Source organism: Bacteroides sp. OM05-10AA, assembly GCF_003439055.1.
GTDB lineage: Bacteria > Bacteroidota > Bacteroidia > Bacteroidales > Bacteroidaceae > Bacteroides > Bacteroides intestinigallinarum.
This window is the reverse complement of sequence record NZ_QSUR01000030.1, coordinates 71,240-85,711: the sequence shown is the minus strand read 5'-3', so window position 1 is coordinate 85,711 and position 14,472 is coordinate 71,240. Positions and strand designations below refer to the sequence as shown.

6 protein-coding genes are annotated in these 14,472 nt (G+C 42.4%); all 6 read right to left on the bottom strand.

The annotated features are described in order from the left end of the window. Positions 1-257 precede the first annotated feature (257 nt). The gene (locus tag DXB58_RS20495; protein ID WP_122138102.1) at positions 258-3,083 is read right to left on the bottom strand and encodes a two-component regulator propeller domain-containing protein; all 2,826 of its coding nucleotides are present in this window, start codon (positions 3,081-3,083) and stop codon (positions 258-260) included. Between the two features lie 291 nt (positions 3,084-3,374). Beyond that, complete coding sequence (locus tag DXB58_RS20490) at positions 3,375-6,518, bottom strand: glycoside hydrolase family 2 TIM barrel-domain containing protein (RefSeq protein WP_122138101.1); 3,144 nt, start codon at positions 6,516-6,518, stop codon at positions 3,375-3,377. A gap of 95 nt (positions 6,519-6,613) precedes the next feature. Further along, complete coding sequence (locus DXB58_RS20485) at positions 6,614-7,879, bottom strand: alginate lyase family protein (protein WP_229096181.1); 1,266 nt, start codon at positions 7,877-7,879, stop codon at positions 6,614-6,616. A 97-nt stretch (positions 7,880-7,976) separates the two neighbouring features. Continuing rightward, positions 7,977-9,440 carry an Ig-like domain-containing protein gene (locus DXB58_RS20480; RefSeq protein WP_122138099.1) on the bottom strand — a complete coding sequence of 488 codons (1,464 nt, stop codon included), beginning with the start codon at positions 9,438-9,440 and terminating at the stop codon, positions 7,977-7,979. A gap of 34 nt (positions 9,441-9,474) precedes the next feature. Further along, the gene (locus tag DXB58_RS20475) at positions 9,475-11,196 is read right to left on the bottom strand and encodes a RagB/SusD family nutrient uptake outer membrane protein (RefSeq protein WP_122138098.1); all 1,722 of its coding nucleotides are present in this window, start codon (positions 11,194-11,196) and stop codon (positions 9,475-9,477) included. Between the two features lie 27 nt (positions 11,197-11,223). Further along, positions 11,224-14,433: a TonB-dependent receptor gene (locus DXB58_RS20470; RefSeq protein WP_199487995.1), complete on the bottom strand. Its 3,210-nt coding sequence runs from the start codon at positions 14,431-14,433 to the stop codon at positions 11,224-11,226. Positions 14,434-14,472 lie beyond the last annotated feature (39 nt).

Here is a 14,472-nt window from a genome sequence, read left to right as displayed (position 1 = left end):
AGCCTTTTTATTTTAATACACTATATAGAATCGCGGAGACGCTTACTAAAAAACAACTTTGCAATAGGACCAAAAGAAGTTTATATAGGGAGAAGAAGAACTTATCTATTAATAGATAATGGAAAGAAACAAGTGAAAGGAAGGAAGTCACTTAGTGAATCGAGAACCTTCACCCTCTATCCCCGATGAACAGGGAGAAGTGAAGGGTGAAGGGAATATGGGTACAAAATAGATTTCAGAGATAATAAGTCGAAAAGTTACTCTTCTTTGGCTGTTCCGCCTATACTACGGATGTATTCATTCGGAGTAACTCCCGTACTCTTTTTAAATGAACGGAAGAAAGAAGCACGCGAACTAAAACCACAAAGTTCTGCCAGTGCAGTCAAAGTATAGCGGGAATATTGGCTATCCGCTACCATCTTTTTGAATTGAGTGACACGGTATTCATTGATGAAGTCATAGTAAGACTGATTAAGATACTGGTTCAAAAGATACGATAATGAATGTGAAGAAGTATCCAATGCAGAAGCCAAGTCACCCATTTTTAAGTCGGGATTGATATATGGCTTTTCTTTCTCTACATAAGCCACCAGTTTCTTATGAAGTTCTTTACACTCCTCTTCGGTCAGTCTATTGGTCTTATATTTCTCTTCAACAGTGGAAGATTGTTGCTCTGAAATTACTTCCGGATGTTCTACAGTTTGTTCTCTCTGTTGTATTTCCTCCTCCGTTGATGTCGAAATCGACGAAGCAGAAGAAGCAAGCAAACGACGCATACGTTTCCAAACATAATACCGTATAAAGGCTATAATTCCTACGATTAATAAAATGGAAAGTGCCCATCCCCACCAAGGTATCATAGGGCGTACTGTCACTTGACAGATAGCTTCCGATTGCTCATTTCCCGGAAGACGTACCCGGAAAGTATAAGTTCCGGAAGAAAGTCCGTAATAAGAAACTTCATTCTGTGCAGCCAATAATTTCCAGTCTTTGTCCACTCCCTCCAATCGATATTCATATAGTAAAGCAGATGGCAGACCATAGGCGAAATCTGTGAAACAGAAAGTTAAATTATTCTGGTTGTATTTCAAAGAGGAACTGGTAAAAGGTACGCCATTAGCCAGTATATCGGTAAATACAATCGGACGAACCTTGCCACGCACTTCGTCCACACGTTTCGGATCAACATAAATTAGTCCTTTGGTGTTACCAAACCACAATAGTCCTTTTTCATCTTTATAAGCGGCTCCATTCGTAAAAGTTGGTCCCGGCACTCCATCATTGAAAGTGAAAGCATCATACTCCTCCCCTTCTTCTTTGATACGCAACAACCCGTCATTGCACGCCACCCACAGCCAACCTTGGTTATCTTCTATAACAGACATCAGCGAATTGTCCGGAAGAGTAGAAAAGATTGAGCGATTCCGGAAACGATCCATCGTTAAAGTAGATGTAAACAGACTCCCTTTCTCACGGATAAAATAGAGATTGTGTTCAGCATCTTCGTAGATAGTACGCACTTTATCCCGATGAACGAATCCCTCCGGAAACACATTAGAGCGTAAACTTTGAGAAGCCGGATCATAAATACACATACCGGTTTCAGTAGCAATCCATCCTTTGCCCGTAGAATCAAAACTTACTTCATACACATTGCCCTCCGGCAGTTGGGAGTTAGCACTGGTAAAGTGTTTGATCTGTTTGGTCTGTCCGTTATAACAGAAGAGTCCTTGTGAGGTCCCTATCCAAAGATTTCCTTTTGCATCCGGTTTCACACAGAATATATGTCCTTTTTGAAAAAGCTCCGTATCGCCCTGTGCAAAATATTTCAGAGATAATGTTCCCGGATTCAGTACCATCATACCGCCACCATACGTACCGATATAATATTCTCCTTGATAGAAGCTGATTGTCAGTATCAGATCTGAAGTTAAAACGGGCTTTACAAAACTTTTCACTACTCCGGTAGCTTCGTTTATATAAAACAAACCGTCACGTGAACCGATGACTTTCTCTTGCCCTCTGTTTACGAAAGAACGAATGGAAAGATTTGCCGAATTGAACAAAGGTGGATAGTCATACGTGCGGAAAAGGCCGTTCTGATAGAGTGAATAATCCAGCCCTGCCTGAAAATGCCCCACCCAGACAGCACCTCTATCATCTACAAGTAAGGAGTAAATAGAATTACTGCGAATTCCTTCCTTATCATTGACATCATGGTAGAAACGATGTGTCACTTGTTGGTCTTTGTGTGAAAGGAAGTGGACGCCATTACCGTCAGTAGCTATATACACAGTCTCTTTCCCATCGCTGGATATGTCAGAAATGACATCGCAACCTAAAGATACCGTATGAGAGAATGTTTCCTTTTTTATATCGAAACGTACTACACCTTGACTCATTGTGCCCAGATAAAGAGTTTCTCCGATACGGGTCAGGCAACGGAAATAATCGGCTTCGGGCACATTCTCCTGAAAATGCCAGGAATCAATCTTTCCATCTTTCAGTGAATAAGAGTACAGCCCCTGTACCGTAGCCAGCCATAATACGGTTTTATCTTCATTCAGACAAATATCCATGATTCTGTTACAGGCGGCAAGCATATTCCGGTCTGTCAAGACCTGTAGTAATTGACCGTCTTTATGAATGAATAAGCCTTTCTCTGTTCCAATATAAAGAATATCCTCATTAGCCAACAAAGTATTTACGGCAAAATCTATCTTTTCGGGGACAATTCTTTCCAATTGGCTGCTTGTACGGTTCAATCGCCAAAGTCCGATTCCATTTCCTACCCACAGTTGTTTGTTGGCTGTTTCTGTAACGCTGTTTACCCGTTTTTTTCTTCCTGATTCAATGCCCCGGAATTCAAAATGGCGTACTTTTACTCCATCGAAACGGTCGAGACAGTTATCCGTTCCTAGCCAGACAAAGCCCTCCGAATCTTTATAAATAGCGTTCACCAACAACCCGGAAAGGCCGTCGGACATCACGACATTACGGAACGTGTAATCTTGGGCTTGTAGTTTTACACCGCAAGCCAAACACATTATTAAAAGAATCAGATATTTAATCGTGTTTTTCACCTACAATGGGCTTTTTTCATATTAAACATGTGACAAACTTACATAAAATTCTCCAAAAGAGAATATATCTTTTATTAAAATGAGAAAAATCCCATTTTAAATCGGCTATTGTTCGATACGAACCTTCAATGACGGATCTGCATAAATGTCTGACACTTTATAGATAGTAGGTGATGAGAACCGTACAAGTGACAAATATAACTAATAAAAATTGTCTCTTCCATATTTGCTATATATTTTATAGACAAATACGAAGAGACAATCGCATTTACTCAATACTATTTAAATTATTTATTGGTCTATCAACTCGATCATATAGCTATAACTATACTTCTTATCGAGTAAACGATATTCGTTGTGCGGATACATCCCCCAGCTATTATCCCCTCCAAGTCCTCTTTGTTTCAGATCTATATGCAAAAAAATATTCTTTTGAGGAATAATATCAATAGTATGCTGCATCTTTCGTGTCAACCCCGGATCAAGGTCTTCCGGTGAAAAGTGCAAAGCAGAGAATGCGATAGGTTGCAAACCTGTAATCTTCACCCCCTGCCCCTTATTGTCCAATAGAGATAGCCAGCGGACATCTGTTTTATTGCCGGTTTCCTGCGGACGGATATACCAGTAAAACTGATTTTCTACTTTATCATTATAACGTCCGATGAATGAACTTGAATAACGGTCGATGTAGTTTTCAAAAGGCCCTCTTCCATAATAAGTCAGGTTTTCATAAGGTTGTTGTAATTCCATCCGCATACCGAAACGGGGAAGTTCGGGAAGTCTCGTTCCAGTCAGGTCGATACTTCCTGACACTATAACAGATCCATTATCACGTATCAAATATTCCATTGTATAAGGAACCTGAATATCACTTAATATCCAATCAATCTTTATGGACAATCCCTTTTCATTCTTTTCATCTATGACCACGTTCTTCACATAACGGTTAATATGGGCTGTCCGCCAGACACCTGCCAAGCTTGGCATTTTATTCCCAAAATCGTTGTCAACCGGAGCACGCCAAAAAGCCGGTTCCGGATATTGTTTAATGGGCTGCTCACCATTTATATTATAATTAAACAGAATTCCTTTTTTCAAATCAATCTTACCGGAAACAGTACCTGATTTAAAGGATAAAATATGGTCTTTCGTTTCATAAGACAACTTACCCGAACAAGCCGAAAGAGATGTAAAGAAACTGCTCTTATTCAATTTTATCTGCTCTTTAGCTACTTCATGATGTACGGGAACTAAATCGGTAGCAACCTTTGTATAGGCATAGAGGTTGAGAAAATATTCATTTCCATCTTCCGGAATGACTGGAAGATTCAATCGCACCTCTTTTTCCGCATGAGGTTTTAATTCAACATTGAAATTTCCTGTAGAGAATTTCTCTCCGTTTTTATATACTTCCCAAGTGAAAGCATATTCATTCAGATTGGTAAAGTCATAACGGTTTCTAATTGAAATAATTCCTTTATCCAAATCTTTCGCATTAAACTGAATGTACTGATAGACTTTCTTTACTTCATACGCTTGCGGCTTGGGAATACCATTAGCGGAGATTAAGCCATCGGTTCCTGTATTCAGTTCCCCTTTCTTATCTTCCAACCATTTATAACTTCCCATTTTACCATTGTACATCCAGTAGGTACGTCCGTCTCTCGGTTCTGTCTTCATTTTAAATCCTTGATCCATAAAATCCCAGATAAAGCCACCTTGTAAATTAGGACTGTCATAAATAACATCCCAAAGGTCTTTAAAATTTCCATTGCTATTCCCCTGGGCATGAGCATACTCACACATGATAAACGGACGCTGTTTACCGGACTTGGCATATTCCGTTATTTTCCACATATTAGGATACATCGGACATACAATATCTGTATTCCAATCTTCCCAAGCTTGTTCGAACTGTACAAAACGGCTTGGATCGTATTCTTTCAGGCGTTTATATTCATCATGGAATACGAGTCCATTACCACATTCATTTCCTAATGACCAGCCAATGATACATGGATGGTTTTTATCTCTTTCTACCATTCGAGTGATACGGTCTACATGGGCTGCATACCATTCGGGACGATAAGCAGGATGTGGAATGGTATCTTTGAAATAAGGAACTGATCCCATTCCGTGGGTTTCAATATTAGCTTCATCTACAATGTAAATGCCATATTGGTCGCATAATTTATAAAACAACGGATGATTGGGATAATGACTGGTACGAACGGCGTTCATATTCAGTTGCTTTATCAGCTTCAGGTCATTCATCATAATTTCGCGAGTTTGAGTATGCCCCAAGCTGTCGTTATGTTCATGTCGGTTGACACCCTTTATATAAGTCGGAACGCCATTCACTAATAGTTGGGCATTCTTTATTTCTATCTTTCTGAAACCTGTCTTATAGGCAGTAACTGCAAGCTGCTTGTTTTTATCATCCAAAAGTGTGATGACACAATCATAAAGAGATGGTTTTTCGGCATTCCATTTAGATACATTCTTTATGACACCCGAAAAAGCTAACCGGGTAAACTCTTCTTCTACGTTAAATTTCTTTTGTTGTGACAAAACTGTTTTGCCGGTTTTATCCAATAATTCCAGTTTGAGTGTTCCTTTTTTTATATGGTTGCCTGTAAATTCACGCAAATCTACGGTGGCATTGAATATACCATTTTTATATGCGCCATCCAGACTTGAATTTAAGAAGAAATCCCAAATAGTCAGTTTTGGGTAAGCTTGTAAGAATACATCACGCTCAATCCCGGTCAGTCGCCAAAAATCCTGGTCTTCCATATAGCTACCATCATGCCAACGATAAACCTGCACTGCCAGTAAATTCTCTCCTTCTTTCAGATAGTTAGTCACATTAAATTCGGCCGGAGTTTTGGAGGCTTTGGTCATACCGACTTGCTGTCCGTTCATATAAATACGGGCGTATCCGCTGATGGAACCGAAGTGCAGCAACACTTCACGCCCATGCCAATTTTGAGGAATTGTAAATGTGCGTCGATAGGTGCCTACCGGATTGTTTACATCAATATAAGGTGGATTAGGTGAAAACACATACTGAATGTTACGGATAATCGGTTCACCAAATCCTTGGATTTCCCAGTTGGAGGGTACGGTAATTGTATTCCAATTATTGTCGGGCAAATCCGTGCGATAAAAATCTTTTATGCTCTCTGTTATAGTAGGAGCGTAAATAAATTTCCACGTACCATTCAATGAGTGTTGCCAAGGTGATTTTGGGGGATTATCATTCACAGCATCCTCTGCCTGTTCGTAGAGGCGAAAGTCAGCATGTGGCTTCTCTTTGTTCCACTCATATTTGGTGGGTTTTTCCCACTCGTTGTTTTGCGCTTTTGTTGTTTGAGGCAAACCACCAAAGAGGCAGGAAAGCAATAATAAGGTAGGAAATAATCTATTTATCATAAGGAAAAAGTTGTGAGGGTTTCATTGAATAGTATCAGGGAGTTAAGAAGTCTAGCCTCTTAACTCCTTGTCATCAGTTGGAAAAGCTCAAAAAATTATTCTTCTGTATACAATAATGTTCCAAATCCCAAATCGCCGGCTTCAGCAGTGCCACGCTCACCATATCCTTCAGGACGTTCTTTTTCGGCAAAGGCTTGCGAATAGGGTGCATTCATACCTTTCACCTTGGCATAGTGGTTATAAAGGAGTTCCCATCCCGGACGGGCACGCCCCTTACCATCGGCTGAAACCTTCTCGTGCCAGCCATATTTAGGATGATAATAAGGTTCGAAAGGCATCTCTACATCTTCAGTCGAAGTCAGGTTATACTTAGCCGTGTATTCGCAGAGATCGAGAATGATATTGTCATTGTAGGCGAAGAGATCAATTCCCATGTTATAGGCCGTGCGGCAGAAGTAAGCGTGCAAGCCTACATTGAGAGTAGCGTGCCCTTGGTCGCGACCCATCTCTTGGCTCTGTGCCAAATGCCTACCTTTCACTTTTCCCTCTGGGTCTTCATGCATACCTCTCACCGACCACTCGATACACCCCATACCTTTTCCGTGGTAGAAAAATTCCAAGGCTTGTTTAATCTTGGCATCGTCATCGTTCAGTACGCCGATAGAAAGAATGGTGAGCATGGCGGGCAGATCCCAACTCATCCAACCTGCAATGGCTGAAGAATTAAAGTGGTTATCTAAGAAATCATCGCAGATAGGATAGAAAGTTTTATCTATCCATTTCTTGAAGATTTCGAAATCTTCGGTTTTCCAACCTTCATAGTCGCGCATCAGTTCAGCAGGAGCAGCAAACTGGTAACCGATAAATCCGGCAGCAAGCAGGCGATGGCTGTCATCAGGCCATGTTTTATAATTCACCCCCTTACAAGTTTTAGCCCATCCGTTCAGAATTTTAATAGCCGCTTTGGCATAATCTTCATCTCCCGAAATTTTCCAGCGTAAAGCCAACTGATAAGCAGCACCAGCGTCAAAAGCAGCCGTATTGAAGTTTCCACCTTTTGAGTGACGCACAATTTCCTCTTGTGGGCTGGGGTTGTAGCTTAATTGGGCAAATCGGCTGTCACATAATTTTTGCCAACCACTAATCCAAGGTTCGGCACGTTCATTCACTTTACGGCGTGCGCGCTCAAAGTCGGCTTCGGTATTCACCAAACAAGGGTGCTTAATGGTATACTCATAATTTTCATTAGGATTGATTTCGCGTTGCCACGGTTCGGGAGTTCCATTCTCGAACTCGGCACTGCAGCTGGTCAACAACACAAGCGCTATGTTGCCCACGAAGGTATAAATCAGATTTTTCATACATTCAAATTTCATTTTGTTATTCAATCAGTTTTCAGAGAAGTCGGTTAATGGCGGAGGAAAACAAACCTGCCTTCCTCCGGTTACTGTTCCACAATTATTCGGTACTTTCGACCTTAATCAGATTTTTTAGTTCTTGTTCCGATTCGAAAGTCTTCACCCAATCCACATAGATACTGCCAGTTTCATTGGCTTCATACCAAATTTTCCAGAATTGAAGTTCGACCGTGTCATACTTCGTCAATGCAGTAGGCATATACTGTTGGTTTTTACCTAAGAATTTCTTTGTGAAATCGGCATAGAACACTTTGTATTCGCCACAATCTACCACAGTCATGGCATTTTTACCTTTATCGGCATCTTCACCATATTTACCGGCTACTGTAATGCCACTTCCACCCCAAATGTCGAGATACCATTCCATACTTGTTGATGTTTCGAATACATTTTCAGGGAATTTCACTTTAAAGGCCAGGATAGGATAATTAGTTACGTTGAATCCAAATCCACCGATACGACAAATTCGCACAGCCTTGTAAGTCTTATCATCACCGGGGAAGATGCGAAGTATTCCGTCATTCTTCATCCATTCAAATTCCCGGTGGTTAAAATTACCGAATGGCTGCCACATATTCTCAATAGTAAATTGGTCGTTCATTAAACCTTCACTCACGTTAATACTCATCGTAGCTTTAATAGGTTTACCGTCACCATAATCAGCCAAAGCAGTAATCACAGCGTTGCCATAAGCTTTCGCCACGAACCGGCCTTTTTCGTCAACTTCCACAACATCGGGCTTACTGCTTTCCCATGCGATATAAGACAATGTGGCGTCTGCGGGTGTTACATTCATCTGCGGAGTATAGGTTTCGCCTAAAGCCAGTTTATCGGCTTCCTTCACGAATTCCATACTTTCAATATAGATAATAGGTTTCACATTAATTTCAAACTCTTTTGTAAAATGCTTGTCATCGGTAGCGGTAACTTGGATACGTGCCGTTCCTTCAGCCACGCCCTTCACCTCACCTTTTTCATTGATGGTAGCCTTATCAGGAGTGAGACTTTTCCAAATCAACCCAGGATAAGTGGGGTCAGCCGGAGTAGTTTGCCAAGTGAGTGGCAAAGTCGAGGTAACAAATACTTCGAGCTCTTCGTTAGTGAGATTGATATCAGTGATGTGAATAATTTCGTTTACCACCTTCACATTGATAGTCGAAGTGGTAGAATAACCAACAGCCGGTCTAGCCGAAATGACTGTGTTACCTGCACTTATTGCCGTGATGCGTCCTTCGGCATCTACTGTAGCTACATCGGGCACTGTTGATTTCCATACCAATTCTTTGTTAAAAGCCTCATCGGGACCCACAGTATATTTTATCAAAGTATCAGTGCCTATCAACAGAGGCAGTTCGGGAGTCACTTCAAGGTTGATCTCCTTGACAAGCACTCTCTCTTCTAAAACGGGGGATACATCGTCATCATTACACGAAACGGTCATTACCAAGGTACCCGTCATTAGTGCAACAAATGCACCCTTTTGAAGTATGTTTTTGTATGTCATAATTCGATTACTTTATTAATGAATGATGAATAGATTATTGATTCCAACCCGGATTTTGTTTCAAGTTGGGATTCAGCTTAAGTTGGTCAGTGGGCAGTGGCAACAAGTAATGCTTTTCGTGCCAGTTGCGTCCTTTTTCGTGAATAATGCAACCTTCACCATCTTTGTCTTTAAAAGAAGCATCGGGCCATCTGCTTTCAAAATCGGTACCTTCCCACTTCACACCGGTGAGATTCATCGGCATTTCGTCTTCAGCAGTTTTCCAACGTTTCAGGTCATCAATGCGGAAATTCTCATCGAAAAATTCAATGGTGCGTTCACGGCGAATTTCGGTGCGCATATCCAAATTGTTCGTCGTAACAAAGTCGTTGGTCAGGTCGGGCATTTCGGGATTGATACGTTTGCGTGTCAGGTTCAGGCTGATAGCTAAGTCTTCATCTGATATCTGCTCATCACGTTCAAACACGGCTTCGGCATAGTTCAACAACACCTCGGCATAGCGAATGATAGGGAAGTCATAGGCTTCCATACCGGTGGGTACTCCGTCGCGCTCGCTACACCACTTATGAGGGAAGTAGCCCGTTCCTGTTTGAGGTATGAAATTTCGATGCGAGGCATTGGCTATTTCGGCAGCATCACCGGTCCAGTTGATACGTCCGCCGTTTGTCCCCCAGTAGGTTTGTCCGGGCACCATAAGCTGATTGTTCATACGGTTGTCGCGATTTTTATATTCATCATCTATCTTCGTATAATTCCACGTTTGGGGGTTGATAGGCAACCCATTACTTTGTAGATACATATTAGCCATTTTGCGAGTAACGTACAGAGCATTACCTAAACGGCCCTGTGTGATATTGAAGCCAATAGAGTTAAGTACGGGGTCATGACGCCGGGTAAAGATATACTCTTTATTGCCTGTTTTATTGATACTGGCAGGGTTCGACTTTTCATTCTCCAGGATGAAAAGATACTTATAGGCTTCCGTACCCAATTCTTGAGGAGCGAAAAGCTCAAATGTTCCACCTTCCATCACGTCATAGGCTGCCTGCGCTGCAATATTGAGCAAAGATTTCGTACGTTCGGTATTTTGACTGCCATTATGGAATTTCTCCCATGTGCCTTCGTAAAGAGCCACACGTGAAAGAAACGCTAAAGCAGCTTCACTGGAGAGACGACCTTCGTCGCTGCTACTAATGGCTTTATTGGCAGGCAACAGTTTGGCGGCCTCTTTTAAATCGTCAATGATGAAATCGGCTACCTCGGTACGTGGATTACGTGCTTTCTGCATCTCGGGTGAGTCAACATCAAGCGGTGTACGGGTAATGATGAGGTCACCGTAAGCCTGCAACAGTTCGAAATAGCAATAAGCACGAAAGAAATGAGCTTCACCCACCGAAGTGGTGATATCGGCTTGCCGGTCATACTCATCGGCTTGCTGTAACAGCGTGTTGGTTTGACGAATGCGATTATAATTGTCGGTATAATGCTTATCGGACGACGGAATACTATTCGTTCCATTGCTATAGACATTCACCGTGCTATAGGCAAACAAGTCCGAGCGAATATCGGCATGCTGACTGTCATCAAGCCATCGGAAGTCGGCAGACCAGCCGTAGAACTGCGTGGCAAAGAGTTTGAAGTGTTCGGGCGACTTCCAGTAGTTAGTGTCGGCCAATTGCGTCTTGGGTTCAAGATCTAAGCACGACTGCATGGTCATGGCGCAAATGATACTTAGAATATATGCTATTTTTTTCATTGTTATCTTCAATATTAAGAATAAAAATTAGAACGTGGCATTCACACCGAAAGTTACAGTGCGATTAAACGGATAGCGTTGTTTGTTTTCCACCTTGCGAGTAGCTTCGGGATCCCAACCATCGCTGATATACGATTTCTCCCACAAGTCAGCACCCGAGACATAGACACGTAGGTTGCTGATAAAACCGCTCTTGTTCATCCATGCCTTTGGCAATGTGTATCCAAGTACAATCTCTTTAAGACGCAGGTAGGCACCATTGTCGGCCGACCAGGTAGAAGGAATGTAGTTGTAGTTATTGATGTCATTGCTGTTTGAATAGGTAGGAAAATGGTTGTTAGGGGTTTCAGGGCTCCATACATTACCTACTGACTGATTAGTAGTATTCAGCCAAATGGCTTTGAAAGGCACTTTCCAAGAGTCGATTTCACGATAGATGGTACGTTTGCCCACACCTTGGAACACGGTATTGAAATCGAATCCCTTCCACTCACATCCGAAATTAAACGAGAACGAATATTTGGGGTCGTCGGAACCGAGAAATACAAGGTCATCCTGTGTCAATTTGCCATCTTTGTTCACATCCTCATACATGTGGTCGCCTAAACGCAAGTTGGCAGGCAGAGCGATAGAGTTACTACCCACATATTTGTCCACATAATAGTCCAGTTGGTCTTGGTTTTGTACCTTGCCCACATAGCGATAGCCAAACACAGAGTTGAGCGGGTATCCATTCACAGCTTCATTATAGCCTGCATTCACCACAATATTGCCTCCGTCAATCAGTTCATTGTTCATATAGGTCAACGTACCGCCAACATGGTAGTTGAAACTGCCTATCTTATCACGCCAAGTCAAACTGGCATCGTAACCATTGGCTTCGAACTTACCGCTATTGGTACTGGGAGCCGTTCCCCCCAAAACACCGGAATGCAGACGAGAAACCAACATGTTGTTGTTTTTCTTTTTAAACACCTCGAACGTACCTGTAAGACGATTGTTGAGGAAACCGAAATCGATACCTAAGTTATAGTTGTAGATGCGTTCCCAAGTGCGCACGGTACTCACCAGTCCGGCAGATTCTACATATGTTCCTTTCGAATTACCTAACAAGGCACCGCTGCCTGATTTGTAGTTGTAAAGTTGGATACCGTCGTAACGTCCGATACCATTTTGGTTACCTACCTCACCATATGAGGCACGCAATTTCAGTTCACTCACATAGTCGTGCAAGTTTTCCATGAATTTCTCTTCAGTGATACGCCATCCGGCCGATGCACTCCAAAAGAAATTCCAGCGGTTTTCGGGTAAGAACTTCGAAGAGCCGTCGTAGCGAGCATTCACTTCTACCATATATCTCGATTTATAGTTATAATTCAAACGACCGAAATAAGAAAGAATGGCTTCCTCCCAACGGTCTACTTTATCGATGTAAACCTGTCCCTTACCGTTGAGTGATTCGATAGCCGCTTCCACATCCATGGCTTTAGTACCACTGTAATCGTAAGCAGCATAGTCGTACTGAACGCCTCCCATAAGCGATACGTCGTGAACTTCATCAAATAATTTCTTATAAGTGAGGAAGGCCGATGCCGTGTAATTGTCAGTACGTGCAGAACTTTTTGTATATGACGATTTTTCTTTAGCGGGATAAGGAGAGTTCTCGTTCAGAATCGGCGTACCGTCATATTGATACCAATCAATCGAAAGATATTGTTCGTCACGGGCCGCATTATTCGTTGAGTAACCCAAAGTACCTTGAAAATCCAGACCATCCACAATGTTTACTTTCAAAATCTCATTCACACTCATAGTGGTCACCACAAGTTTGTTGTCACCGCCCAATTCGGCTGACCAATTGGGAGTATGAATACCTCCCCACGCATAAGGTTTACCATCAATGGTCGAAACTGGCAAACCCGGTTGCGGTATGCTACTGCCCAATATGCTACCAATTTGTGTAGGAGCGACCTGATGCTGACGACTGGCTGACATGTTTGTTTCCAAACTGATACGGTCGTTTATCTTGACGCTACTAAACAAACGTGCGTTATAACGTTCATTCGAGTTGTTCCCCCATTTCAACGTACCTTGATCGTTCAAATAACCCAGTGAAAGTCGGTAGCTCGATTTTTCCGTACCTCCGCTTACACTAAGATTATGCTGGGTAGAAGTGGCATTTCCCCACAGCACATCTGTCCAGTTCATATCGTGAAACACAAAATCGGCTACACCACGGAATCCCCCCGGAATGGGATCTTCATCGGGGTTGTTGCCACCGTGCAGGTTAATCCAACTGCCTTTCATCGCCTTAGCCAAACGGGCATAGCGCACCCAGTTATCATCTTCACCATAACCATCATTCAAGCGAGCTTGGAGCACACCGTCCGTCCACTCGTCCATACTCATCATACGAGGCTGCAACCCCACAATTTTGCGCGTAACCGAGCCGCTATATTCTACTTTAGTTCTGCCGACATCGGGACGTTTTGTAGTCACCAAAATTACACCACCTGCCGCTTTTGCACCATAAATAGCAGCCGAAGCATCTTTCAGAAAGTTAATGGTTTCGATATCGTCTGCATTGAGTTGGGCCATCTCACTGACACCGCTGGCAGGCACACCGTCAATAATCAGCAGAGGCTCTACGTTATTCTTCGAAACCGAACCACGAATAGAGATGCCCCATCCCTCTTCGCCCGGAGCAGCCGACGAACGAGTGATGCGTAAGCCCGGCACCTGACCTTGCATGGCTGATAGCGGATTGGCTACCGTACCTTTGTCTTTAAAAAGTTTTTGGTCAACTACTGTCACCGAACCTGTCAACGACTCTTTCTTCATACTACCGTATCCCACCACTACAACTTCTTGCAGTAGTTCAGAATCCTCTTTCAATACAATCTTTAAATTGGTTTCATGGCCTTTCACCTGTACCTCTTCCGTTTTGTAACCGATATAAGAGATAACCAAAGTTCCTTTGGCGTCTTTCAATGAGAAGTTTCCGTCAATGTCGGTTATACAGCCATTGGTGGTACCTTTAACCATAACATTGGCACCAATGACAGGATCGCCATTGGAATCCACAATTTTTCCTTTGATTGCACCAGCCTGTAATACGGCTTGTACTTCCCCAGCATCTGCAAAGACAGTCTGTGAACCACCTGCTAGAAGAGCAGAGGCTATCACCGTGGAGAATAGAATCCTTCTCGATGAAAATCTGAAGAGATTTTTTTTCATATACATAAAATTTAAAACTAACATTTATACTATTTATTC

Excerpts from the sequence above, each read along its gene's own strand:
- DXB58_RS20480 (WP_122138099.1), bottom strand. The coding sequence starts at position 9,440 with ATGACATACAAAAACATACTTCAAAAGGGTGCATTTGTTGCACTAATG.
- DXB58_RS20470 (WP_199487995.1), bottom strand. The coding sequence starts at position 14,433 with ATGAAAAAAAATCTCTTCAGATTTTCATCGAGAAGGATTCTATTCTCC.
- DXB58_RS20475 (WP_122138098.1), bottom strand. The coding sequence starts at position 11,196 with ATGAAAAAAATAGCATATATTCTAAGTATCATTTGCGCCATGACCATG.
- DXB58_RS20490 (WP_122138101.1), bottom strand. The coding sequence starts at position 6,518 with ATGATAAATAGATTATTTCCTACCTTATTATTGCTTTCCTGCCTCTTT.
- DXB58_RS20485 (WP_229096181.1), bottom strand. The coding sequence starts at position 7,879 with ATGAAAAATCTGATTTATACCTTCGTGGGCAACATAGCGCTTGTGTTG.